We start from the raw sequence: 23,554 nt of genomic DNA, 5'->3' as shown, positions 1-23,554 counted from the left end.
GAGCAGCAATGAAAAACTATTTGTTGGGTTGCGATTGGGGTACGTCCTCATTCCGGCTCCGCCTGATCAACAGCCAGGATCAGCAGCTCGTAGACGAAATTACTTCGCAGGAAGGCGTAGCGAATACGTTTACATCCTGGAAAAAGAATGGTGAATCACGAGGCATCTCCAGAGAAGAGTTTTTTCGACAACAGCTGAAGACCCAGATCAGTGTATTAGCTCAAAAAGTAACCGTCAACCTACGTAACGTTCCTATTGTTATTTCCGGCATGGCGTCCTCGTCAATTGGCATGGACGAAGTACCTTACGCTACGTTGCCTTTCCCGGCCGATGGTAGTCAGGCCAGCGTGAAACGACTGGATAGTCAGGCTGATTTTCCGCATGATATTCTTCTCATCGGGGGCGTCTGTAGTGAGCATGACGTCATGCGGGGTGAAGAAACGCAATTGATTGGCCTGCTGGCTTTATTGGATTCTGACCATTATCCGGTCAACGACACCATCATCCTGTTCCCCGGTACGCATTCAAAACACGTTTACATCCAGAATGGCCAATTGATCGACTTCCAGACGTTCATGACGGGCGAAGTTTTCAATCTTATGTCGCATTACAGTATTCTGAAAGATTCTGTAGATCCTCCCCGATCAAACAACTTTTCTGAAAACGAATTGAACGCTTTCAGGTCGGGGGTTCATGAGGCTAATGCTACGTCTATTTTGAACAGTTTATTCCGGGTTCGGACGAATCAATTATTCCATAAATTCTCCAAGCGGGAAAATGCATTTTATTTAAGTGGCCTGTTAATCGGTAGCGAATTAAAATCGTTGGTCGACAAGAAAAATTGGCGACTAATGGTATGCAGCGCCACCAACTTATATGAGCTTTATAAATTGGCGATGAATGAATTGAATTTATCCGAACGGTCAACGACAATTTCTACCGATCTGCTTGACAAAGCAACCATCGCCGGACAAGTAAAAATCATGCAGAGCCAGTTAATTTTATTACCTAAATGAACAGTAAAATGTCTACTTCGTTTTCCTGGGAATTATTTTCCAAATCACCCATCGTCGGTATTATTCGCGGCTTGTCGTTTGATGAGGTCCGACAGATTTTACCGGTCTACCGGGAAGCGGGATTGACGACCATCGAAATCACGATGAATACGCTTGGTGCAGAAGCAATGATTCAATACGCCGTCGAGCAGGAACGTAACGGGCTGAATATTGGAGCAGGAACGGTTTGCACAGAAGACGATCTGGAGAAGGCCTTAGCGGCTGGTGCACAGTTCATTGTTACGCCTATTCTGAATAAAAAAGTAGTTAAGACCTGCGTAAAACGTAACGTACCTATTTTCCCCGGCGCTTTTACACCAACCGAGATTTATAATGCCTGGAAATTAGGAGCCGCTATGGTCAAAGTTTATCCGGCTACGTCCCTCGGGCCCGACTACATTAAAGACGTAAAAGCACCGTTAAATCAGTTGAAACTTTTACCAACGGGCGGCATCAGCATAAGCAACATGGAAACGTATTTCAAAGCAGGAGCCGACGGTGTGGGCATTGGCAGTCATTTGTTTGACAAATCGCTGATTCAGCAGAAAAACTGGTCCGGCTTGAAAAGCCATTTTGAGCAGTTTGTCAAAGAAATAAAATTTGCATGAGTTTTTTTGTCATGTTTCCTTCATCAGCATGACAAAAAAAGAATAAAATATCACGAACCTCCGATATTCTCAACCCTAATCATGTTCAATTTTCGACTAAAAAATTATCGCTGGTTTATTGTCTTTCTTTTGTTTGCAGCCACCACGATCAATTACCTCGACCGCCAGATTATTGGTTTATTAAAACCGATTTTGGAAAAGGAATTTAGCTGGAGTGAAACCGATTTCGCGCACATTGTTATGGCGTTTCAGGCAGCCTATGCAGTGGGCCTTTTAGGATTTGGCTGGGTCATAGATAAGATCGGTACCAAAGCTGGTTACTCCTTAACGATCATTATCTGGAGCGCAGCCGGCATGCTTCACGCCGTGGCCCGCAGCGTCACGGGCTTTAGCCTGGCTCGTATCGGTTTAGGCATTGGTGAGGCCGGAAATTATCCGGCTGCCGTAAAAGCCGTGGCCGAATGGTTCCCGAAAAAAGAACGGGGTCTGGCAACCGGTCTGTTCAACGCGGGCACCAGTATTGGTGTTGTGGTGGCGGTACTGGTTGTTCCCTGGATTCTGAATCGGTATGGCTGGCACGAAGTATTCTGGATTACCGGCGCTCTGGGATTTATCTGGCTCATTCTGTGGCTACTCTTTTACGAAGTTCCGGCCAGACAATCGCGACTGACCGTCGAAGAACGTGACTACATCATCAGCGGTCAGGAGGTTGTCACCAGCGCAACGGACGATAAAAATTCCGTTAGCTGGTTGAAGCTTTTTACTTTCCCGCAAACCTGGGCCTACATCACGGGTAAAGGATTGATCGATCCGATTTACTGGTTCTTTCTGTTCTGGCTTCCCTCCTATTTCTCATCTACGTTCAATCTGGATTTAAAAAAGCCGAGCCTGGAGCTGATGTTGATTTATACGGCCACAACGATTGGTAGTATTGGCGGAGGCTATTTATCGTCCAATCTGATCAAACGAGGCTGGCCTACGATCAAAGCCCGCAAAACGGTTCTGCTCGTATTGGGTACGCTGGAGCTGTCAGTTATTCTAACTCAATTTGCAACCGATCGCTGGGTAGCGGTTGGACTAATCAGTCTGGCGGTTGCCTTGCACCAGGCCTGGGCGACGAACGTCTTTACGTTGGCGTCCGATATGTTTCCGAAACAGGCCGTCAGTTCCGTCGTGGGCATTGGGGGAACGGCGGGAGCGGTAGGTGGTATTCTATTTCCGATGCTGGTCGGCAGTTTGCTTGATGAATACAAAGCGGCTGGTAATCTGGCCGGGGGCTACAACGTACTGTTTACCATTTGCGGCTTCACGTACCTGATCGCCTGGCTGATCATTCACCTGCTCACCCGACATGCAAAACCCCTCGAATCCAGCGAATTGACCCAAACGACTTCCGTTGAGCTACCCGTATAACGCCAACAGCACCATTGCTATACGCCACAAACCTGTAGCCCAACCTTCATTTGTCTTCTAATGTAGACGTAGCAAACAATGTGATTTGCATTCCGTCGGGGGCCTGGACTCGGGCTACGTCGCTCCACGGTGCGGTTGTTGGTGGTGCAACTGACGTAGCACCCCATTCAATCAGCGTTTCGGTAGCTTCGGGAATACGTTCTGTTACCCGTAGCGCTAACCGAACAGGCCCCGATACTCGTTCGCCAACCTCAATCTGATCAATCCGCGCTGCATGTTTCGAGTCGATCAGTTCGAGCGATGCCCGGCCCGCATCCAGAATGATGCCGTTACCCGTTTCTTCGTGCCACTCTTTCGAGGTTTCCAGGCCAACCGTATCCCGGTAAAAATGAATAAGTTCGTCCAGGTTGTCGACAGTGAGGATAAGACGAAGTTCTTTTACTGTGATTTTCATAAGGCTTATTTATAAACTATTCTTTCCACTAAGTTAGATTTGAAAAACGAACGTTCGGATTAAGTCATTGAGGCTGTTTAAACTTTTAGAAAATGGTGCTGGCAGAATTAGAAAGTTTAAACAATCCCACCATTAAAAATCATTATAAACAAACTTACCCAACTCTCCCTGATCTGAAAAACTGTGAAAAATACACGCCGTCGTTTCCTGACAAAAAGTGCTTCGCTAGCCGCCCTTGCAGTCGGAAGCACTCTTCCCAACAAAGTCGATCCACTCGATTTACAACGTAACGTTCTTTTAGAAGGCCAACTTGTAAATCCGGTCGAGCTTAGCAAAGATGCGGGCATGCAATTCTGCGAAGCTTACTTCAGCGGAATGAATGAACAGAAAATTGCCCTTACCAGGCAAATGGACGTACTGGGAGCGGTGGGCGGTATCAACCCCGGCATGGTAGGTCTAAAGGACATAAAGCCCTGGGAGTATGAGGCTGTAGCCGCCGTCAGTGAAGCCTGGAAGAAAGTAGGGCTAACACTCCGGGTCATTGAAGGACCACCGGCGCTGGGAGAAAAAACCAAGCTGGGCCTGTCTGGCCGCGATGAAGAAATCGCCAATTTTATTACGTTGATGAAAAGTCTGGCCAGAGTCGGTATCGACACCATTTGTTACAACTGGATGCCCGTCATCGGCTGGTACCGGACCCAGAACGACCGGCCGGGACGGGGTGGCGCTCTGGTGACAGCGTTCGACTATGAAGCCGTCAAAAACCTTCCACCAACCCAATACGGCGACGTATCGAAGGAAACTTTATGGAAAAATCTGGAGTACTTCCTGAAAGCTGTTGTGCCGGAAGCCGAGAGAGCCGGTATCAAACTGGCGATGCACCCCGATGATCCGCAGGTAGACAGCATTCGGGGGATTTCCCGCATCATGAATACGGTGGATAGCTTCAAACGATTGCTGGAGCTGTACCCAAGTCCGAACAATGGCATTACGATGTGCCAGGGCAATTTTGCGCTGATGGGCGATGATATCCCAACGTTAATTGACTATTTCGGCAAACGTAACAAAATTCATTTCGTGCATTTCCGAAACGTGCGGGGTGGTAAGTTTTCGTTTGAAGAAACCTTCCACGACGAGGGTATTATTGATATGTACAAAGCCATGAAAGCGTATTACGACATTGGCTTTCGGGGTCCCATCCGGCCGGATCACGTACCGACGATGGCTGGCGACAGCAATCAATACCCAGGCTATAGCGTCATCGGGACCCTGTATGCCCTCGGCTACATGCGGGGCTTAACGGAAGCCATCGCTAAAAGCCGACGAAGCTGATTTTGATTCTGACGTCGAAGAATCCTTCAACCATACTTCACGTTATAACAACGTAAACAGCAACATAACCTCACCGCCCATCTCAATCTGGTCGCCATCCTGAAGTGGGTAGACCATACCCGCAATATCGGCTCGTTCTACGCTATTATCCGGATGCATAATTTTGGTTTTGTTGCCGCTGGCAGGCAGTCCGCCCGCATCGACAAGCAGGACGTAACGCTTCTGCCCCACATCATACCGTATGGTTGCATGTGCCCGACTTACGGCTGCGTTGCCTTCCCCTTTTTGGGAATCGAAACCGGGGTCATCGTCATTGAGAATGACAATATCATTGGTCCGAACCCGACCCGAGGTTGTCTGGGTCGTATGTCCCCGTCCAATGGCGAATGTAGCTTTTTGTGCCGGATTGAGTACGTACTCCGCTTGCTCCGTCTGGCCCACCAGCGTAACGATCTTACCCAACAACAGTGTACCATCGGGTTTGGATTTATCGATTACAACCAGGCTTAGGTTTCCCTCCCGATACGTACTGTCCGGCAATTCATCCGCAGAAAGAGTGTACTCGAATTGCCAGTTTTTGGGGAGAGTAATGTAGTTATCAGCGAGTTGTCGGTTTAGCTCATGCTGAAATCTCTCCGGCTGATTGGCCCATAAAGCGACCCGGTATAGTTCTTCCTCCTCTGAGTTAGCACATAATACGCCTAAGCGAAGTCCCACGGGAGCCGTTTCTGGCTCATTTTGATAGGCCCGAAGTTTACTGACGATAAACCGCATGACCTGCTCCCGTCGCTGAGCCGCTGGCGGAGGGCCAGACGGAGCTGGTGTTGGCGTCGTGATAACGGGTTCGCTACGTGGTGACGGATCTGGTTTAGACTCCGAAGATGGCTGCTGGTCCGCTGGCATAAACCCGAACAAGTTTTTTATCTTTTCTACTAGGCTCATGGTAAATTAGTTTTCGTAGCGTGGAACATTGGTCCGCGTAATTAGAGGCTAATTAGTAGTTCATAATTTTTTAGCCTGCGGCTACGCTATATTGTCAAAAGCTGCCCAAATAATGGCGCTGGTTTAAAATTGGGGCGACAACGGTATTCGCTAAGTTAACAGCGTCGGCCGAAGATTCGCCTAATTCAATTCGTACTGCCACAACCGTATGGGATCGACCGTCGGGGGTCGGGGCGAAAAATACGTACCAACCATCGTTTTGCTGCACCCCCTGTACAATCCGTTCAGGCGTACCCGTTTTACCAGCCACCCGCACGACGCTGATCTTACTACGTCCCGCCGACGGATTCGACTGTTCAATCATAAACGCTTCCAGTTGCTCCGCATACTCGGGCCTTCGAGCGATGGCTTTTCCCGCGGCTACGGGTTGTGGTTTTCCGGCTCGATCCACTACGTAGCGCGACGGTTGCAGTATGCCTTTATTGGCAATGGCGCCCGCCATCCGGGCCAGTGATGCGGGCGTCGATGTCAACTGTCCCTGTCCCCAGGCCAAGCCCGAAAACTCAGACCGGTACCGTCTTGGGTAGCGATCACTCTGGTAAAGTTTCCGGCGTACGACAAACGATGAGTCGCGCCAGTGTTTCCGAATCTGAACGCGTTCGGCGTCGGTATGCGTATCTGAAAAAGAGTAGCCTCCAATCAGATCAACGTTCATACCCGTGGCTAAGTACAGATCGGCCAGCTCATTATCCAGCGCATTATCGTTGGCCGTTCGAATAAAGTACACGTTGCTCGACCGAACAATCGCCTTCCGCATATCCACCGATTCGCCACAGGGCTCCGACTCATTCTTTCCCCGGCGGATGATTTCCTGACAGGAGATTGGATACCGTACCGAGGATGCCGATGGACCCAGTTTATTAAACGCAGCCGTTGCGGTCAGGATTTTGGCCGTTGAGCCGGGGGCTGTTGGATAAGTCATGCCCAGATCGCGTTCGGTTACCAGATAAGGCAGCGCCAGCCGGTCCCGATCCGGCAGCAGCATGATTTCGGGGGTTTTCAGATTGGGCAGTGGGTGCATCGCCGACGCCACTACGTCGCCCGAACCGGCATCCAGCACAACCACGGAAAGGCGCTTGTCGTTGTAGTCGGATTGAGCCAGCGCTTTTTGTAAAGCGACCTGTAGTTCGGCATTCACGCTCAGATGCAAATCGCGGTTCTGCGCTTTGCGTCGGGCAACTTCGCGGCTGTCGATTCCGGCCCGTAAAGCTGGCGCCAGTTCACTATAGTCGTAAGCCGTTATCGTTCGCTCTTGTTGAACCGATGGGCTAAAGCGATCGGCCCGATACTCCGTCGCCACCAGATTCGTTTTGCGCGGACGACTATTGAACCCACGCAGCTCGCTGAAGTGAGTAGCCTCGGCATAATAACCGTTGCTCTGGCCCCAGAAGAGTTGCGTGTTCAAATCGCCGACCCAAAAAAACAGCTGTTCAGCAAACGGATAATACCGCTGCAATCGCTTTTGGGTAAGCGTTTCGACCTGATCCGTCGTCAGACCGCTTTTCCTCAGTCTGGGCAACTGTTGCGTCACTACGTCCGGCGAACTGGTTGCCAGCACCAGGCCATTTCGGTCGTAAATCGTACCGGAAGCCAGTACTCGGGTCAGTCGCTCGATCCGGGGGTTGTAGCTGTAAACAGGGTCACCGTTCCGTGTCACGACGCGGGCGGGCCGGACAATGTAGTCATTCCCCTTCCAGCCGATAATTGGCAGTAAGCGACCGATCAGGATCAGTACACCAATCAGAAACCCGGCGATACCGGCCATCAATACTACGTCGTAATTCTTCTCTAAGTATTGTCGTTGCTCCACCTGCCCCGGTCGATGGGCCACGCTGAACACAACCCCCATTGCCAGTAAATTGATGATCAGCGAAATCTTACCATAACTCAGGAATGGTACGCTGATACCCGTCAGTGGCAAAAGACCAATCGAGCCGCTGGCAATAATCAGAAACTGAACCCCCGTTGCAATGGCAATACCCGCCACCAAGAAAAAGCTGAATGGCTGACCAGCGCGCCGGGCGTGGAGGAAAGTCCGATGCAAGAGGATACCCATAAGCAGGAATACGGCCACTACGCCTAACCCACCTAATTCTTCGCCTACACTCGGCAGAATCATATCGGTGTGAGCGGCTGGCATGGCGTTCGCAAACCCTTTCCCTAATCCCTGCCCCGTCCAGCCACCTGACGCCAGCGTCCAGAAGCTATGCGCCAAATGATCTCCCCCATACACATCGTTATTCCAGGGATTAAGCCACATCGCTTTCCGATCGGCCAGGCGGCTGCCAACGAACGGCAGTTGATCACCAAACGCGAACATGGCCATTACCAGAAGCAGTAACACCGGTGCTTCGGTTAGTAAAGCAGCCCAACCAAGCCCCGTCTTCGAACGAGCTTCGCCCCGCCAATACATGTACCCGATCAGCATTACCAGACTCAGCAACGTAGCGATCCAGCCGGGCAACAGCCAGAGTGCCACGCCATAGCCAAAACCCGTTGCCAATGTCAGCGGCAGGTTTCCCCGAGCGATGCTGTAGAACAACAGGAACGTAAAGCAGACGACCAGCGCTGGTCCCATATCGCCCAGCAGCAGGTAAAGCAGCATGAGCAGTCCCGCTCCGGCCAAGGCGCCAACGCTCACGGCAAACCGCCAGCGCAAATCGGGCAGTTGCCGAATCTGTTGCTCATTAGCCGCAAAGAAACCCGCGAAAAAAAACAGCAGCAGGTATTTCGTAATCTCGCTGGGCTGAAACGTAATTCCCAGCACCGACAGGTTCACGCGAACGCCACTGCCTTCCGGTCCCGAACCGATGAGCAACGTCAACGTAGCGAGACCGACCGCCAGCACCAGCCACGTCCAGCCAGACAGCCGAACGGTAGCCCGGCTCCGTAACGTAAATAGCCAGTCGTATCGCCAGTCAGCGTAGAAGCGACCGATGTTCAGTTGCGATAAGATCGTCATACCGACCAGGCCAGACGCAACACCTTGCAGCGTTTGCCAGGCATAGAGCGTATCCTGCAACGGGTCCTGAATGGCCAGCAGTGTCAGTACGGAGATACCCGTCAGCAACATCAGTACGGGTAACAGCAACGGATCGGGCTGGAAACGCCGGAGTGACCAGAAGCCCTGTACCATCCAGAACACCAGCAGGAACAGCCCGACGATTGCCCAGAACTGTGCCGAGAATGTTGTCGGTGTACGTACCGCAAACGCGTGATCCGTCTTGAGTTGCCCGTATACCACCGAGCCAATAAGCCGCAGGTGATGCGGACGGGCGGTAAACGTGTACGTCTGATCGCTGGTGAGCCGACTCGTTCCCTTACGGCTCCCGAACTCGAAGCCGGGTTTCAGCGGTACGACACTGTAGCCCGACCCATCCGACAAGCCCGTAAAAGAAAACCGACCATCAGCGTCTGTGCGAGCGTACGTGAATCGGTCCGGTAACGTATCGGGCTGAGCGGTAGCGGGGTGCCGTTTAAGCTGCACCAGTACGTTCGCCATCGGTCGGTCCTCCCGCGCAACCTGCCCCGAAATTGTTACGGCTCCGCTTCCCGCGCTAACGGTGGCCGGGTACGTTTTGGGATTGTTCAGCTCGCGAACGTACAGCACCGAGTCAAACCCCATTTGCTGACGAGATATTTGCAACCGACTCTGAAAATCAGCTCCGCCAATCCGGCTCCGCCACGACACGGGGGCTAGTACCGAAAACTGACGCTTGTTGATAGCACCCAGATTATCGAGCGCGCCATTTTGCCGGAGTTTAGCCGCTAACGAATCAGCCACCAACGTGATGTCTTTACGATCGCTGTAATAATTGCCGCTGTTCAGCAGCCGCTGAATGGGTGTCGACTTAAGTCCTGCTTCAAGCGTCAATGCCTGACCGCTGGCAAGCGCTTCTTTAGCCTGACTGAGGCCGGAAAACAGGTTCAGGTACAACCGCGTAAAAAGCAGCAGTAGTATAACTGATGCACCTAGTAAATACAAACGTCCTAACAGAACGGAGGTTATTTTCATGTAATAATGTTGATGCAGCCAAATCCCCTCACTGATAAAGTCCCCTTCAGGGGATTTAGGGGTCTGGGCAGGCCGCTTATATAGCTTACTAAGTCGTCAATTAGGTGTCTTCGTTGAATCAACTACTACACTCGATGAGTCAGTAACTATTGGTGAAATGGTCGTTGGGCTGGGCTCACTCGTTGGCGCGGTATTACTTTCCGGAATTGTGGTTGAATCGGTTACGGTTTCGATTGGGTAGTCCGATGAGGTCGTTGCGGTATCCTCTGCCGTTACGTCAGCCTCCGACGAATCGCTCTTCATTACGGTCGAATCCGGCATAATCTTCGTCCCGGTTCTGGTCGATTTTCGCTGATTGACGAAGACGATGGCTAGTCCGATGAACAGTACCGCGATCAAAAGCCCCAGTCCAATTCCCCATCCGTTTATCTTGCGGGGGGGTTCTTCTTCATAGGTTGACGATATAGGCTCGGTCGGTTCTGGTACAGGCGCGGCCATCGTACGCGATGAAACAGGTACCTGACGATCCGAAGACCGGCCCGCCTGTAGCTGCTCGATCGTGGCATGCCCAAGCAGTAATACCAGTTCGTTTACGTCACTTAGTCGTTCGGCTGGGTTTTTGGCTAATGTCCAGTCCAGGAGCGTATGCAGGCTGGGCGGCACCTGCTGACCTGATGGCAGCACCAAATCAGGAGGGGGTGTTCGTAATACCTGCCCCATAAACGTAGCGATTCCGGCATTGTCCGTCATGGAGAACGGTACCCGTCCAGACAGGCATTCATACAACACGACACCCAGCGAATAATAATCCGTTGCCACATCAACCCCACGAGGATTGTCGAATTGTTCGGGCGAGGCATATTCGTAGGTCATCAATGACTGACCCGTCATCGTTTGCGACTGTTCGCGCAGGCGGGCCACCCCAAAATCCGTCAGCAGAAAATGGAGTTCACCACTGGGCAGCGGTCGGAAAAGAATATTCTCCGGCTTAATGTCGCGATGAATAATCCCGCGCGGATGAATCGCCTTGAACGCTTCGGCCATTTGCTGACCCAACCGAATCGTGGTCGGTACGTCCAGATAGCCCTGTTCCGAAAGAAGCGAACGCAGGTTTCCCCCCTCGATCCATTCCATAACGATAAACGGCATGGACATGTCGAGCTGCACTTCCCGAACGCGCACGACGTTCGGATGCCGGATATCGGTCATCAGTTGTGATTCGAGCCGGAAGCGACGTAGCGTTTCAGCATCGGTGTTGAGCGCAAAGTGTTTGATCGCCACTAAATCGCCTGTGTCCAGGTGACGCGCTTTCAGAACACGGGCGTTCGAGCGGCCCAGTTCGCCGATAATTTCGTAACCCGGAAAATGCGTATTGACGCTTACGGTTGGCATTAGTCAATTAATTTAACGAGTCGGTTGGTTCAGCTTTCATCAGAGAATCTACGTCTTTTGGAAAATCATATTTTAGTATTTTGCAATTGATCCGTGTTCCCCGATCACTGTCGGGAGCCTGCCGAACAGGCGATGAATTTGGCGCTACGTTCATAAAAAAAACTTTCTCGGTCTTGTAAAGCCCCCCTTTGTCTTTGTAATAGCTGACCTGAACGGCAACCGCGGGAAACGTAACCGAACTTGGGTTATTCAGCTGAAGTTGTAGCTTTTTAATTCCCCCGAATATACCAACCCGAAAATCGGTAGCTCTCACGCTCAGGGCTTTACCAGCCGCCAAAGCTTCCTGCTTACGTTGCTCCTGACGCATGGCTTCCTCCACTTCCCGCTGACGTAAGGCAACTTCCGCTTGCAAATCAGGTCGTTCAGACGTATCTGGAGCGGTTCCCGGTAAGTCAGGAAGCGTTTCGGAAAGCGTCATAGCTCCTCCAGATTTCGATCCGTTAACCATATAATACAGACCTGCTCCGCCAAGCACCAAGATAAGAATAAGAGCCACCCACTTTAGTCCACCTACTGTCGATTTACGAGGCTCCTTTGGGCGAACAGGCTCCATTTCTGCTGGATTACCTTTTGCTACGTTCGTTTCGTTTTTTTCCGGCTCACGAATGGTTGCCGCCTGGGTTGATCGTGTATTTACGGGTTGCGTATGGGTTGTCCGACTGGCCTGTAAGTAGTTCAGCTCAGCTTGTTTCAATAGCCACGTCAGCTCGTCGGGGTCGCTCAGACGGTCACCTGCTTTTTTCTGTAACAACCCGATAAGCAAATCCCGGAATGGATTGAGCGGCTGATCATCGGTGATGGTTAGCGCAGGTGGCGCTTCGGCCAGCACCCGGTTCATAAAAGTGACGATCCCCGACTGATCATCCAGCGCAAACGGTACGCATCCGTGCAGACACTCGTACAAAACCACGCCCAGGGAGTAATAATCGGTTGCCGCACTCACACCCTTCGGATCGTTGAACTGTTCGGGCGATGCGTATTCATACGTCATCAGCGACTGCCCCGTCAGTGTGTTCGATTGCTCATGCAGGCGGGCCACGCCAAAATCGGTTAAGAGAAAGTGTAACTCTCCGCTCGGTAATGGCCGATATAGGATATTCTCCGGCTTAATATCGCGGTGAACGATGCCCTGCGGATGAATGGCTTTGAACGCACTGGCCATTTGCAGACCAAGCCGAATGATGATTGGCACATCCACACAATCCTGTCCGGCGATAAGCTGTCTCAGATTACCGCCTTCAATCAGCTCCATCACAATATAGGGCAGTTCGGCTTCCAGCTGAACCTCCCGAATCTTCACAATATTCGGATGGGCGATGCTCGTCATGATAGCCGATTCCCGCTGAAAACGACGTAGCGTTTCGGCATCGGTGTTGAGCGCGAAATGCTTGATGGCTACCAGATCGCCCGTGGCCAGATGCCGTGCCTTGAGAATCCGGGCGTTGCTACGTCCCAATTCGCTCAGTACTTCGTAGCCGGGAAAACGCGTATCAAATCGAATCGTGGCCATCAGGGACGTAACGTTTTGGTTGAATCAGGCTGATTTTGTACTGAAACCATCACAACGGCATTCCGGAATGTATCCTGCCGAACAACCGCGCTAATGGGCAACCCCACATTCCGAAACGATACGTTAGCGAGCTGCAACTTCGCATCACGGGTCGTCTCGATGCCCGTCCTGAACCCGCTGATCACGATATTTTCTACACGCACAGCCCCCGCCCGGGTGATACGTAACGCCACCGGCACCCGTGATGTATCAGTCGGCATCAAGACGGTTAATCGATTTCCGCCCACGATACTTTGCAGCGAATCGGTTAGTACTAGTGGTTTATCGAGATGAAACGTATCAGCCGGCAGAATCAGTCGATGGTCTTTGCTTCGATACGCTACCTGCACCATCGAATCCAGACGGGCAGCTTTTTCGTCCACCAATAACACATTCTCTTGATTATCAGAAGTATGTGATTCAGCAACTACGAGCGTACTGGACTGACGGGATGGCTGAAATTGGTACCATACAATCCCGGCAACCAGCGCACCTAACAAAAAGCCTAACGTAGTCCACAACCCAACCCTACTCTGGTTGACAGGTTGGTTTTTCTCCGAAGACGTAACGGGCGCAATGGGCGAAGTTACCAAGGGTGCCTGTTTCGGAACCGATGTACGATCGGCTTTGGCAGACCCAGCCGAACGCTCATCTAACGGTAGGTTATTTTTGGCCAGTACGACCGTAATGTTATCGTTGCCGCCCTGTTCATTGGCGACCCGAATCAATTCCGCCGTTTGCTGTTCGAGGGTAATCATTTGATCCAGAACGGCCCTGATCTGGGCCTGCGTAATCATATCCGTCAACCCATCGCTGCACAATAGCAGTTGATCGCCCGGCAGAAAATCCGTTTCGCCCGACTCCAGAAAGTCAGGATCATCGACCCGATGGGCCGTTAAGCCAACTTCCCTCAGAATCTCGTTCCGGCGCGGGTGATGCATGGCTTCGGCTTCGGTCAGTTCGTTGGCATCCTCCCGAACGCCCACCAGCGAGTGATCGTGGGTCAATTTTTCGAGCATTCCCTGCCGATAGCGGTACAGACGCGTATCACCCACATGCACAAAGTACAGTTTACCCGACCGGTGATCGACCACGGCAGCGGTTAGTACGCAACACATATGCGCCAGTTGGTGATCCTGCTGGCGTTGCTTGTTGATTTGATTGTTGGCAAACACCACGGCTTCGCGCAGCATCGATAGCGGGTCACCGTTGGGCGTGGTCATGTACTGCTCAATGGACTCTTTCGCAATAGCTGCTGCCTGTTCGCCCCCCGCATAGCCTCCTACTCCATCGATAACCGCCAGCAACGCGCCGGACTCTGCCCAGATCATCGAGCAGATAAAGGTGTCCTGGTTATCTTTTCGGCGTTGGCCTACGTCCGTCTGACCGGTAATTAATAACGAATTCATTTCGTAACGCGGGTGGGAACCCGCCAGTTTTACAATAAGATTGCGGGTTCCTACTGGTACGCCAGCCCGGCCGCATTACTTAACGTGGTAAATCCTGAAAATGTCTCAGTACCAGAAAGAGCACAAATACAAGTAACAGCACAACTAGTAGCGCATCAATCATTACGTATTGCGTTGAAAGTGTAACGTAACCATGCTATTAAGCAGAATCTGAGCCTTATCCGGCAGCGCGTACCATTGCGGACTGGCGGGTTCACTCCGGGGAATAAGCTGTTCATTTACCCGGGTTTCATTTCGACTAAATGAGGCCAGCTGAAACGAACTGGTAGCCTCATCGTAGCGGATTCGGGCGTGCGGGTTCGATACGTAAGCCGATTCGAGCAGGAGGTAGTTTGGGAAATGTTGATTGTCGGGTTCCTTCCGGGCCACCACAATTTCCCGGTCGCGCATCAGGTACGAATTTTCTTTGTTCAGCTCCGCTATATAATAATCAATCTGGGCCAGTCCGGCGCCAATACTTCGGGGCAATACCGTCGCTTTCCGCGTGGCGGTTCCCACAACCGATGATTGAGTGGGTGTCGTCGATGAGTCGAAATTAAATTTCACAACAAAGGCACCGGGTTCGCGAAAGTCGATATGCTGAAAGGTATGCATGTCAACGTCTACTTTTTCGTATCGGTTGGTTTGCTTGACCCGACGTGTTACGTTCAGTTTATCCGGTGATTTAGCTTGTGCATTGCCCGGTAAAATTCCGGTTAGGGCACCTACCACGTGGACATCGGATGGGGTAACGGGTTCGCCACCGAATTCTCTACCGCCCCCGAACTTAAAGAACCAGCTCGAAGCTACCGGTGCCACGCGCTCATACTGTCCTTTCTGCGATTCGATAATCGCTTTAAAGGACTTCACGGCTTCATCGACGATGACCGGAAACGCATTCTGGCGTTCTTCATACGTATCGGGATGCAGAATAATCAGAAAATGCGCATTGAACAGCATGCTTGATCCCACGGATTCCCGGCGTATGGATTCGTCAAAAGAGGCTACAAGCTCGTCTAAGATTCGTTTGTTGCTCACCGCGGCTACCTGAGTAGTCTGAGTCTGGCTGGACGGCACGAGTAGATTTCCTAATTTACCGAGCCACCCTGCGTTCTGATTTGCCATGTATGAACTAATTAGTGAAGATTACCACCTCCTTAAACGATACGAGCAGGTGGTTTCTTTTAATCGATTGGCAGGTATACTCAAAACGGAGGCCATTTTTCCGTAAATAAAGAATTTTAGAGCTAATGATTACACAGCAACATGGTTGAGCCGATGTCTTGAAACAGCCAGTTCTTTCATCTTACCCTTGGGTAGAATAAATTACTCATCGACTCAGGTCATAATCAGTGTGTTTTCTCTACGTCTCTTACTCCTATTTATCTATAAGAGTAAATAAAAGTTAAAATTTATTTTAGTATTATTTTGGTATTTTTTACCTTGCGATTGTATCCTAAAATGCATAGCTCGTGACATAAAATTTAAAATTTACTAATAAACAGGGGGGCAGCATATGATGATCATATTGCATGTTAAAGAGCAGAACCCAGACCAAATTTATATCGAAATAGAGGTTAAATATCCGTACTGGAACCCGAAAGAGAGAATGGAGAAATGGACCAGGAAATACTCGATACGGCGATATAAGCGCTAAGCAATAATTGATATCAATAAAACACGCCAAATTACGTCCTTTACTAACTATGCTATTTACAAGCTTTGCCTTTTTAGTCTTATTCGCAATAACGTTCTCGCTTTACTATCTACCTATAGCAGTCAACTACCAAGTACCTATACTTATCATTTCCAGTTTAATTTTTTATGCTTATAATCAACCGGAACTGTTATTGTTGTTGTTATTTTCTGCCTTTATCAACTCGATAGCCAGCTATTTAGTTGTTCATAGCAATCTTGTGCATCAGAAAAGGATTGCCACCGTCGGCGTGGTTGTTAACCTGGGACTGCTCGCATTCTTTAAATATGGTCAGCTAATTGGCTCGTTTTTTATCAGACCAGCCACAACCGAATCGTTTTTATTATCTGTTCCCCTGCCAATTGGCATTTCGTTTTTTACCTTCGAGGGTATTAGCCTGCTGGTTGACGTGTACCGAGGAAACGTTGACGAACGAAAGCACCTGGTAAGTCCGTCAGTTCTTGACCACTGCAAGCGAACGCTGCTGTTTATTTCGTTTTTTCCTCACCTGATCGCTGGCCCAATTTTGAAGGCGCATGATTTCCTACCACAGATTCATGTTAAAACACTCGGGCAGATTAACGTCCAGCGGTGTTTTCGACTATTAGTTACTGGCTATTTCCTAAAAATGGTTGTGGCCGATAATCTAAAGGATTTTACATTTTGGATTGCCTACCCGTACTTTCAATCTTATTCGTCGGTTAATCTGCTGGTCATGTTGTTTGGATATTCCTGTCAAATCTTTGCCGATTTCGCCGGATACTCCCTGATCGCCATCGGCCTAGCTTCGTTATTTGGTTACGAGTTTAATCCAAACTTTAATTTCCCTTACATTGCTACCTCATTTAAGGATTTTTGGAAACGGTGGCACATTTCGTTATCTACGTTTTTGATGGAGTATTTATACATACCCCTCGGCGGCAATCGAAAGGGGGAACTGCGTACGTATTTGAATTTACTGATCACCATGTTTCTCGGCGGTCTCTGGCACGGAGCCGCCTGGAGTTATGCGATCTGGGGACTTGCCCACGGTTTGGCTTTAGCTGTTGAACGCTTTTTAAGCCCCCGCTTTGCGCTTCCCAACCGAGCAATGTTTCGCTTTGCGTCAGGAGCGTTGGTGTTTGGATTCGTCAGTCTGGCGTGGCTACTGTTCAAGCTGCCCAACTTTTCCCACGTCATGGGCTATTTTAGTAGTATCGCGAAAAATAAAACAATGGCGCCTGATTTTCTACAGATTTTTCAGATTCTACTGTATTCATCACCTGTCGTCCTATATCATGCCCATTATTTGTTTAAGTATAGCCAACAAAGAGTTCAGGTGGTTTTTCCAAGTTACGTTTATTATGCGGTTATGCTCTTTTTCATAGCGCTTAACTCGGGCAACTCGGGCGACTTTATTTACTTTCAGTTTTAAAATCCTTCGGTGATGATTGCCAAAGCGCTATTTTTATTTTTTGTACTAGTCAGTCTCTATTGCATTTCCATTCAAGTCGTTCAGCCCAGCCTTAGAATATCCCTTAATCAATGGCAGACGAATCTGGTTAAAGCGCAAAATTTTTTATATACAGCTGACTCCTGTCGGAATGTTGTGGTAGGCTCCTCGCTTTCAGCTCGGCTGGATATACCCGAACTGTGCAATTTAAGTTTTGTAGGGCTCAGTGCGTTCGACGGCATGCGAATGCTGCAATCCACCGATTATAAATTAGATACAATTTATATTGAGACGAACATACTGCTTCGTAGCGAAGACGAAGTGTTTACAGCGCAACTGACCAACCCATTTTTATTCCAGGCAAAAAAACACATTCTGGCACTGCGTGAGGGCAAACAGCCTCTTGCCATTCTGATAAAGGAAAGCTATGAAGGGTTGCAGAAGCTAAAGAGAGGGAATAAAAAAACCGTAACGGCACCGGCCGCTGTTGATCCGGCGTTGTTCGATAAACTACTGGCAAACCAGGTTTTACTCTACTCAACACCTCCAACCAATCAGGCCCTTAACAATTCAATGGTCCGACTTCATGCGTTTGTTAAGGAATTCGAGGAAAGGGGAGCGCAGGTCGTCTTTTTTGAAATGCCGGTTCATAAAAAGCTTTGTAATTTACCGGTATCAATTAGTCTACGAGAATATATGCACAAGACCTTCCCACCTAATCGGTACAACTACATCGTTCAGCCGGATTGCGGGGCGTATCATACCACTGATGGTGTGCATTTAAGCGAGCAGGAAGCTCTTCACTACTTAGCCTATTTTCAGCGGCATTGCAGTCGTCTCACATCTTTCGACTCAGTTAATCAGTTGGAGAATCGATGATTCCAAGCACTTTCCACATGTTATGGATTTACTCAACAGGGCCAGTAGCACTACCGAAATTTGAATTGTCTGAATGTATCTTCAGTAGCTCTTAAGTAAGCAGGTCATTATACTTGATGCGCTCTACAACAAATGAATTTCAATAATCTATAGTATATATAACTAGATGTCAGAAGAGATCGATCCCAGTCTTTTTGGTTAATAATTCGGAAGCGAATCTTAGTGCCTCCCGGATATTAATGTTACAGTAGTCTATGATTAATTTTCAGATAACGCATTGCTTCTCAGCTTTAAGATAGCTTTCTCCTTCATCTTGCACTCAAAGACGATGTCTACCTCTTTGCCATACGTATTGACTGGTGAGTAAAGCCAGTCAGCATGCGCTTCGCGCCGGGCTTTGGGATCTTCGTGCTCTCTCCGCGAATCGGAAAAGTGAAAAACAGGTCTGACGTCCCAGGTATTATAGGCCGTCAGGAAAGCCTCCTCCTCAGTTTGCAGGCCGGGGTTGAGGTGGTGGTGAAAATAATCGAAGACGATAGGAATTCCGGTACGTTCGTAAACTGACACCAGATCTACTACAGTATATAGGCTCTGCCGATCATCATTTTCGACCGTCAGGCGAGCCCGCAGGTTTTCGGAGAGGAGGTTAAAATTTTGGCAGAAGCGCGCCAGCGTTGCCGTTTTATCACCATACGTACCCCCCACATGAATATTGATCTTATTCCAATGGGATGGCTTCAATCCCATCAAATCAAACAATTCAGACTGATATTCGAGATCGACGAGCGTATTGTCCAGAACCTTCCCCTGCCCCGCGAGATGATTGAACGGGCCGGGATGAATCGTTAAGCGTACGGGTCGACTACCGATTGCCTCCAGTGTTTCGCGAATGTCAGCAAAGTCGGGTAAATCAGCAATTTTATACTCCGATGCCCAGGGGAATAACTCCGACGAAATCCGAAACAGGTAAAAGCCATTTTCGAGATTCCAGTCTACGATTTTCAATAGATCCTGTACGTTTTTCAACGCCAGTTCCGAGGCATACGCAATTCCTCTTTCGGTAAATGTCTTACGGATCATTCTCCGGTTGGTCGTGATTTTATCTGCCTGAAGACTTAGGTTAATACAGGCGTACCCAACGTTGAGCGAACTTAGATTCATACCCGTTCAACTCTAATGACGCCCCTGCGGTTTTGGCTTTGTGACCGTTCGGTCAATAATTAGCCGATTTTATTTGTCAGCCACTTATCTTCCGCGCGAAAGTTGTTTAGTTATAAACTATCATGACTCAATGCTAACATAGTGCAAGGCGTGACGCTATTGACCACAAGTGGTCATAAACAATATAACTATAAGAAGAATAAATCGAACTGATGTCTATAATCAGCGTAGAGCCATTGTCGCAAACAGGCTCATAATGGCAACATTACCAATTTTTAACACGTATCTACATCGTAACATCTTCGACCGATCTGGGTCAACCAAACCTATGGAAGACTTCACCCCTGAACAAATCAATGGGATTGCGAACAGTTATAACAACATGGCTCGCGCTCTGAACAAGTTTCAGGCACTGTACTGGTCGGAACTTACGCACGAACAGCAGTTAGACCTTAATGCTTATCAGAATAGTCTGCTCAATCGGGTTCAGGATATTCAAACGCGGTCAGTACGTCCTGCCTTTAAGAATGCGGGTGAAATGGCGATCATTATTCAGCAGGCAACCGATGAGGCTAATGTGGGTATACAGCGCATGACCGATACAACCGTTGTCCTTAACATCGGAGCTATCACCGTTGCTCTGGCATCATACGTAGCGCGTACTAATCTGCGCGGCATTCAAACCGCCCTGCGGGAGTTAGGCGAATTGTTGAAGTTAACCAGCAAAGGGTTCGGTGCAGAGAGTTCAGGGTATGAAAATATATGAAGCGCCCCCTGCCCCGAACCTTTACTCAAAGAATCAATCCTGATGGCGATTTTACCCCAACTAACTCAACCTCGAAGGTTAAGTCCTGACCAGCTAGTGGGTGGTTGGCGTCGAGGGTAACGTTCGTATCGGTAAGATCCCGTACGATAACTGGAATTGGCCGGGGGTTTCCATCTTCATGCATGTTGAGTGTCATGCCGACTTCGAGTGGAATATCATCCGGTATATCTGAACGATTCAGTGTAAAAATCATCTCTTCATTAGCCGGGCCATAAGCATCTTCTACCGGAATATTGATGGTTTTCTTTTCGCCCTGGTTCATACCAGCTACGCCTTCATCAAAGCCTTTGATGACCTGCCCACTGCCAACCGTAAATTCCAGCGGAGTGCGGCCTTCCGATGAGTCAAAGATTGTTCCATCAGTTAAAGTGCCGGTGTAATGTACCTGAACGGTATCGCCAGATTTTGCCTGTGCCATAATACGAGTTGTTTTATTAAATACTCAGCCGTAAATGTACCGGAAGTTCCGGTAAGGTTCAGGCTGTACGATAATTTTTACCAACTCATAATTTAACCAAAAGTTCACGCTCCAGTCAGGTAGACCCAATTTAGCACTTGCTTGAATCAATACGCGCTTGTCCAGAAAATTCGAATGTATATATCGGGAACTTACATATATTTATAGTAAAAATTTCAACCTATTTTCTTTTCTATAGTATGGAATCATCCGGCAATGAATTTATACGGGGTACGTTAAAAACGATTGTACTGAAGTTGCTGGCCGAGCCGGGCCCTCAACAGCCATCGGGCAGTCGGCGAATGTATGGCTATGAAATTACACAAGCCGTTAAAGAGCGAACAAAGGGTGAGATTACGTTGTCTTTTGGCGCCTTGTATCCGGTGCTGCATAAATTAGAACAGGAAGGCTTACTGACCACCGAGACGGAAGAAGTGGAGGGCCGGTTACGCAAATATTATACCCTTACCCCCCAGGGCAGCGAAGTGGCTGTTCAGAAAGTTTCTGACTTTGAGCGCTTTATGAACATGATGCGCAGTTTACTCCAATTACCAAGCCGTTTAGTAACAGCTCCTTAAGATGTAACGTTTTTGAATGAACCGATAAACGCAGATAGAGCAATGAAAAAACTTAGCCCACAACAAGTAGCTAAACTGCATAATCACTTGATTCATATAGGCTCAACCGACGTATTGGTTGACGAATTGCTCGATCATCTTGCCTGCGAGATAGAATATCGCATGTGGACTGGGTTTATGTTCGAAGCCGCCATGAATATCGTACTGGAACAGGTCAACGTAGAAGCTGTCCGGCAGTTGCACACTACGTATCAGACGGAGCTAGCCATGACAGATGAACAACTCCGACAGGCCAGTCTGGATGACATTGTGTTTGAATTTCGGAACAAGGCCTACGGTGCTTACGACCTACGCCGGGCTTACAACACAGCACTACGTAACGCCTTTATTATGGCGCTTGGTTTATGCATGATGCTCATGGCCATGATGGACCTGATGAGCCGCAAGACCTGGTCATACTTCAGTCTGACTGGAGCTGTCTGGCTGATTGGCATAAGCGCCGTTACGTATGCAAGTGTCAGTTGGTATCTGCAACAAAATCATAAACAGGAGATGTCAACGCGGTAAGAGATAAACCAAAAGTGGTCCGATATTGTCAGGTAATTGGTTAACAATCGCCTGACAATACCGGACCACTTACTTTTGTGTCTTTCTTAGTAAGCCCGCGCAAACACAACTCGCCCTTTCGACGGTTTGCCGGAGTACACATCGACGCCTTCTTCTACTTCCTGATCGAACGGAATGCAGCGGATGGTTGCTTTGGTTGCTTCTTTAATGGCCTCTTCGGTCTCGCTGGTGCCGTCCCAGTGTGCTAATAGAAACCCGCCTTTTTCAATCTGTTCCTGAAACTGCTCGAACGTATCAACGTTGAACGTATTCTCTTTCCGGAACGACATCGCTTTGTTATAGATCGTCTGCTGAATGTCGTCAAGCAACGTTTTGATCCGTTCGGTCAATCCATCGAAGGGTACGGTTTCTTTGGTTTTCAGATCGCGCCGGGCAATTTCGACCGTACCATTTTCCAGATCCCGTCCGCCCATAGCCAGCCGAACCGGTACACCACGCAGTTCGTATTCGGCAAATTTCCAGCCCGGTTTATTAGCGTCAGAATCGTCGTATTTCACCGAAATACCCGCTTTTTTTAGCTCCTGAACCAACGGTTTAATCTTCGCAGAAAGTGCTTCCAATTGTTCTTCGGTACGGTAAATCGGCACGATAACGACTTGAATGGGTGCCAGCTTTGGTGGTAAAACCAATCCATCGTCGTCGGAGTGGGCCATGATGAGTGCCCCCATTAAGCGCGTTGATACGCCCCACGAGGTTCCCCACACGTAGTCCAACTGATTTTGTTTTGTCAGAAACTGCACATCAAAGGCTTTCGCAAAGTTCTGCCCCAGGAAGTGCGACGTACCCGCTTGCAAGGCTTTGCCATCCTGCATCATAGCTTCGATGCAAAGCGTATCTTCGGCTCCCGCGAAACGCTCGTTAGCTGTTTTAGCGCCTTTGATCACCGGTACGGCCATCCACTCTTCGGCAAACTGTGCATAAATATCGAGCATCTGCTGCGTTTCAGCCTGTGCTTCCTCAGACGTAGCGTGAGCCGTATGGCCTTCCTGCCAAAGGAACTCGGTCGTGCGGAGAAATATTCGTGTCCGCATTTCCCAGCGCACTACGTTAGCCCACTGATTAATCAACAGCGGCAGATCGCGGTACGACTGAATCCAGTTTTTATACGTACTCCAGATGACCGTTTCTGACGTAGGGCGAACGATCAGCTCTTCTTCCAGCTTCGCTTCCGGATCGACAATAACCCCCGAACCATCTTCAGCGTTTTTAAGCCGGTAATGGGTAACCACGGCGCATTCTTTGGCAAATCCTTCCACGTGCGACGCTTCTTTGCTTAAAAATGACTTCGGAATAAACAGCGGAAAATAAGCATTGGAATGGCCCGTTTCCTTGAACATATCGTCCAGAGCCCGCTGCATTTTTTCCCAGATCGAAAAACCATAGGGTTTGATTACCATACAGCCACGGACGGCTGAATTTTCGGCCAGATCGGCTTTTTTAATTAACTCGTTATACCACTCGGAGTAGTTTTCACTACGGGACGGAATTGCTTTTGCCATGCGTACACAGGTCAGACGTAATCAGGCTTGGTTAATGATTTTCAGACAAGTAAAGGCCAGTCAGGTATGCT

General features: G+C 49.2%; 19 protein-coding genes. 9 read left to right on the top strand and 10 right to left on the bottom strand.

Annotated features, from left to right (window positions below):
• Positions 1–8: 8 nt before the first annotated feature.
• The 3 genes from IC230_RS23250 to IC230_RS23240 all read left to right on the top strand — a co-directional run bounded on the left by IC230_RS23250 (position 9) and on the right by IC230_RS23240 (position 3,076).
• On the top strand, positions 9–1,016 hold the full coding sequence (locus IC230_RS23250) for a 2-dehydro-3-deoxygalactonokinase (protein ID WP_191041450.1): 1,008 nt from the start codon (positions 9–11) through the stop codon (positions 1,014–1,016).
• 8 nt (positions 1,017–1,024) lie between these two features.
• Positions 1,025–1,663, top strand: coding sequence for a bifunctional 4-hydroxy-2-oxoglutarate aldolase/2-dehydro-3-deoxy-phosphogluconate aldolase (locus IC230_RS23245; protein WP_191041449.1), 639 nt, complete (start codon positions 1,025–1,027; stop codon positions 1,661–1,663).
• Between the two features lie 81 nt (positions 1,664–1,744).
• A complete protein-coding gene (locus IC230_RS23240; RefSeq protein WP_191041448.1) occupies positions 1,745–3,076 on the top strand; it encodes an MFS transporter in 1,332 nt (443 codons plus the stop codon).
• A 46-nt stretch (positions 3,077–3,122) separates the two neighbouring features.
• Here the strand turns inward: IC230_RS23240 and IC230_RS23235 are convergent, their stop codons facing one another.
• A complete protein-coding gene (locus IC230_RS23235) occupies positions 3,123–3,530 on the bottom strand; it encodes a VOC family protein (protein ID WP_191041447.1) in 408 nt (135 codons plus the stop codon).
• A gap of 183 nt (positions 3,531–3,713) precedes the next feature.
• On the opposite strand from IC230_RS23235, the gene IC230_RS23230 reads away from it, so the two are divergent.
• Positions 3,714–4,862, top strand: a complete 1,149-nt coding sequence (locus IC230_RS23230; RefSeq protein ID WP_191041446.1) for a mannonate dehydratase — start codon at positions 3,714–3,716, stop codon at positions 4,860–4,862.
• A gap of 42 nt (positions 4,863–4,904) precedes the next feature.
• On the opposite strand, the gene IC230_RS23225 is transcribed toward IC230_RS23230, so the two are convergent.
• The 6 genes from IC230_RS23225 to IC230_RS23200 all read right to left on the bottom strand — a co-directional run bounded on the left by IC230_RS23225 (position 4,905) and on the right by IC230_RS23200 (position 15,453).
• Complete coding sequence (locus tag IC230_RS23225; protein ID WP_191041445.1) at positions 4,905–5,804, bottom strand: FHA domain-containing protein; 900 nt, start codon at positions 5,802–5,804, stop codon at positions 4,905–4,907.
• 94 nt (positions 5,805–5,898) lie between these two features.
• Positions 5,899–9,879 (bottom strand): FtsW/RodA/SpoVE family cell cycle protein, encoded by a 3,981-nt coding sequence (locus tag IC230_RS23220; RefSeq protein WP_191041444.1) that lies wholly within the window; start codon positions 9,877–9,879, stop codon positions 5,899–5,901.
• Positions 9,880–9,975: 96 nt separating this feature from the next.
• Complete coding sequence (locus IC230_RS23215; protein WP_191041443.1) at positions 9,976–11,271, bottom strand: serine/threonine-protein kinase; 1,296 nt, start codon at positions 11,269–11,271, stop codon at positions 9,976–9,978.
• A gap of 7 nt (positions 11,272–11,278) precedes the next feature.
• Positions 11,279–12,841, bottom strand: a complete 1,563-nt coding sequence (locus tag IC230_RS23210; RefSeq protein WP_191041442.1) for a serine/threonine protein kinase — start codon at positions 12,839–12,841, stop codon at positions 11,279–11,281.
• Positions 12,841–14,289: a PP2C family protein-serine/threonine phosphatase gene (locus IC230_RS23205; protein WP_191041441.1), complete on the bottom strand. Its 1,449-nt coding sequence runs from the start codon at positions 14,287–14,289 to the stop codon at positions 12,841–12,843. The genes IC230_RS23210 and IC230_RS23205 overlap by 1 nt, the downstream gene beginning before the upstream one ends.
• Before the next feature lie 162 nt (positions 14,290–14,451).
• Positions 14,452–15,453 (bottom strand): FHA domain-containing protein, encoded by a 1,002-nt coding sequence (locus IC230_RS23200; protein ID WP_191041440.1) that lies wholly within the window; start codon positions 15,451–15,453, stop codon positions 14,452–14,454.
• A 791-nt stretch (positions 15,454–16,244) separates the two neighbouring features.
• On the opposite strand from IC230_RS23200, the gene IC230_RS23195 reads away from it, so the two are divergent.
• On the top strand, positions 16,245–17,438 hold the full coding sequence (locus tag IC230_RS23195) for an MBOAT family O-acyltransferase (RefSeq protein ID WP_317171824.1): 1,194 nt from the start codon (positions 16,245–16,247) through the stop codon (positions 17,436–17,438).
• A 12-nt stretch (positions 17,439–17,450) separates the two neighbouring features.
• A complete protein-coding gene (locus IC230_RS23190; RefSeq protein WP_191041438.1) occupies positions 17,451–18,335 on the top strand; it encodes a hypothetical protein in 885 nt (294 codons plus the stop codon).
• 258 nt (positions 18,336–18,593) lie between these two features.
• On the opposite strand, the gene uvsE is transcribed toward IC230_RS23190, so the two are convergent.
• Positions 18,594–19,496, bottom strand: coding sequence for a UV DNA damage repair endonuclease UvsE (gene uvsE / locus IC230_RS23185; protein WP_191041437.1), 903 nt, complete (start codon positions 19,494–19,496; stop codon positions 18,594–18,596).
• 256 nt (positions 19,497–19,752) lie between these two features.
• Here uvsE and IC230_RS23180 point away from each other — a divergent pair, with 256 nt between their 5' ends.
• Entirely contained in the window at positions 19,753–20,262 is a 510-nt protein-coding gene (locus IC230_RS23180; protein WP_223860786.1) for a hypothetical protein, read from the top strand.
• Positions 20,263–20,287: 25 nt separating this feature from the next.
• On the opposite strand, the gene IC230_RS23175 is transcribed toward IC230_RS23180, so the two are convergent.
• A complete protein-coding gene (locus IC230_RS23175) occupies positions 20,288–20,740 on the bottom strand; it encodes an FKBP-type peptidyl-prolyl cis-trans isomerase (RefSeq protein ID WP_191041436.1) in 453 nt (150 codons plus the stop codon).
• A 239-nt stretch (positions 20,741–20,979) separates the two neighbouring features.
• Between IC230_RS23175 and IC230_RS23170 the strand changes: the two genes are divergently transcribed.
• Positions 20,980–21,357, top strand: coding sequence for a PadR family transcriptional regulator (locus IC230_RS23170; RefSeq protein WP_191041435.1), 378 nt, complete (start codon positions 20,980–20,982; stop codon positions 21,355–21,357).
• Between the two features lie 42 nt (positions 21,358–21,399).
• Positions 21,400–21,924, top strand: a complete 525-nt coding sequence (locus IC230_RS23165; RefSeq protein ID WP_191041434.1) for a hypothetical protein — start codon at positions 21,400–21,402, stop codon at positions 21,922–21,924.
• An 86-nt stretch (positions 21,925–22,010) separates the two neighbouring features.
• Here the strand turns inward: IC230_RS23165 and proS are convergent, their stop codons facing one another.
• Positions 22,011–23,483 carry a proline--tRNA ligase gene (proS, locus tag IC230_RS23160; protein ID WP_191041433.1) on the bottom strand — a complete coding sequence of 491 codons (1,473 nt, stop codon included), beginning with the start codon at positions 23,481–23,483 and terminating at the stop codon, positions 22,011–22,013.
• Positions 23,484–23,554 lie beyond the last annotated feature (71 nt).

This window comes from Spirosoma validum, from assembly GCF_014699035.1.
Lineage (GTDB): Bacteria > Bacteroidota > Bacteroidia > Cytophagales > Spirosomataceae > Spirosoma > Spirosoma validum.
This window is presented reverse-complemented; position numbering and strand designations above follow the sequence as displayed.

Excerpts from the sequence above, each read along its gene's own strand:
- IC230_RS23205 (WP_191041441.1), bottom strand. The coding sequence starts at position 14,289 with ATGAATTCGTTATTAATTACCGGTCAGACGGACGTAGGCCAACGCCGA.
- IC230_RS23170 (WP_191041435.1), top strand. The coding sequence starts at position 20,980 with ATGGAATCATCCGGCAATGAATTTATACGGGGTACGTTAAAAACGATT.
- IC230_RS23235 (WP_191041447.1), bottom strand. The coding sequence starts at position 3,530 with ATGAAAATCACAGTAAAAGAACTTCGTCTTATCCTCACTGTCGACAAC.
- IC230_RS23165 (WP_191041434.1), top strand. The coding sequence starts at position 21,400 with ATGAAAAAACTTAGCCCACAACAAGTAGCTAAACTGCATAATCACTTG.
- IC230_RS23220 (WP_191041444.1), bottom strand. The coding sequence starts at position 9,879 with ATGAAAATAACCTCCGTTCTGTTAGGACGTTTGTATTTACTAGGTGCA.
- proS (WP_191041433.1), bottom strand. The coding sequence starts at position 23,483 with ATGGCAAAAGCAATTCCGTCCCGTAGTGAAAACTACTCCGAGTGGTAT.
- IC230_RS23250 (WP_191041450.1), top strand. The coding sequence starts at position 9 with ATGAAAAACTATTTGTTGGGTTGCGATTGGGGTACGTCCTCATTCCGG.
- IC230_RS23175 (WP_191041436.1), bottom strand. The coding sequence starts at position 20,740 with ATGGCACAGGCAAAATCTGGCGATACCGTTCAGGTACATTACACCGGC.
- IC230_RS23210 (WP_191041442.1), bottom strand. The coding sequence starts at position 12,841 with ATGGCCACGATTCGATTTGATACGCGTTTTCCCGGCTACGAAGTACTG.
- IC230_RS23215 (WP_191041443.1), bottom strand. The coding sequence starts at position 11,271 with ATGCCAACCGTAAGCGTCAATACGCATTTTCCGGGTTACGAAATTATC.
- IC230_RS23245 (WP_191041449.1), top strand. The coding sequence starts at position 1,025 with ATGTCTACTTCGTTTTCCTGGGAATTATTTTCCAAATCACCCATCGTC.
- IC230_RS23190 (WP_191041438.1), top strand. The coding sequence starts at position 17,451 with ATGATTGCCAAAGCGCTATTTTTATTTTTTGTACTAGTCAGTCTCTAT.
- IC230_RS23225 (WP_191041445.1), bottom strand. The coding sequence starts at position 5,804 with ATGAGCCTAGTAGAAAAGATAAAAAACTTGTTCGGGTTTATGCCAGCG.
- IC230_RS23240 (WP_191041448.1), top strand. The coding sequence starts at position 1,745 with ATGTTCAATTTTCGACTAAAAAATTATCGCTGGTTTATTGTCTTTCTT.
- IC230_RS23180 (WP_223860786.1), top strand. The coding sequence starts at position 19,753 with ATGGCAACATTACCAATTTTTAACACGTATCTACATCGTAACATCTTC.
- IC230_RS23200 (WP_191041440.1), bottom strand. The coding sequence starts at position 15,453 with ATGGCAAATCAGAACGCAGGGTGGCTCGGTAAATTAGGAAATCTACTC.
- uvsE (WP_191041437.1), bottom strand. The coding sequence starts at position 19,496 with ATGAATCTAAGTTCGCTCAACGTTGGGTACGCCTGTATTAACCTAAGT.